Genomic DNA, 1066 nt, shown 5'->3' with positions numbered 1-1066 from the left:
ACAAGGACTACAACGGAACAGACAGCTTTACAGTAGAAGTAAGTGATGGAATAGGCGGAACAGCAATAAGCACAGTAACAATAGATGTAGGCGGAAGCAACGATGCACCGACAGTACCTGACTACAATGTAACAACACCAGAAGATACAGCAGTATCAGGAACAGTAGTTGGAGCAGATGTAGACGGAGATAAACTTACATACACTAAAGCAACTGATCCAGTAAACGGAACAGTAACAGTAGCAGCGGACGGTAATTGGACATACACACCAAACAAGGACTACAACGGAACAGACAGCTTTACAGTAGAAGTAAGTGATGGAAAAGGCGGAACAGCAATAAGCACAGTAACAATAGATGTAGGCGGAAGCAACGATGCACCGACAGTACCTGACTACAATGTAACAACACCAGAAGATACAGAAGTATCAGGAATAGTAGTTGGAACAGATGTGGACGGAGATACACTTACATATACGAAAGCAACTGATCCGGCAAACGGAACAGTAACAGTAGCAGCAGATGGTAAGTGGACATACACACCAAACAAAGACTACAACGGAACGGACAGCTTTACAGTAGAAGTAAGTGATGGAAAAGGCGGAACAGCGATAAGCACAGTAACAATAACAGTAACTCCAGTAAATGATGCACCTACCGTACCTGATTACAATGTAACAACGCCAGAAGATACAGCAGTATCAGGAACAGTAGTAGGAACAGATATCGATGGAGATACACTTACATATACGAAAGCAACTGATCCAGCAAACGGAACAGTAACAGTAGCAGCGGACGGTAATTGGATATATACACCGAACAAAGACTACAACGGAACAGACAGCTTTACAGTAGAAGTAAGTGACGGAAAAGGCGGAACAGCGATAAGCACAGTAACAATAACAGTAACTCCAGTAAATGATGCGCCAACAGTACCTGATTACAGTGTAACAACACCAGAAGATACAGCAGTATCAGGAACAGTAGTAGGAACAGATATCGATGGAGATACACTTACATATTCAAAAGCAACTGATCCAGCAAACGGAACAATAACGGTGAATGT

Annotated in this window: 1 protein-coding gene; it reads left to right on the top strand. The window is 42.6% G+C overall.

Annotated elements, in window-relative coordinates; genetic code table 11:
* A partial coding sequence (locus ACECE_RS29175) for an Ig-like domain-containing protein (RefSeq protein ID WP_010245951.1) occupies positions 1 to 1066 on the top strand: 1066 nt, incomplete at both ends.

Source organism: Acetivibrio cellulolyticus CD2, from assembly GCF_000179595.2.
Lineage (GTDB): Bacteria > Bacillota > Clostridia > Acetivibrionales > Acetivibrionaceae > Acetivibrio > Acetivibrio cellulolyticus.
The sequence above is the reverse complement of the archived record's forward strand: the minus strand, read 5'-3'. Positions and strand labels throughout refer to the sequence as shown.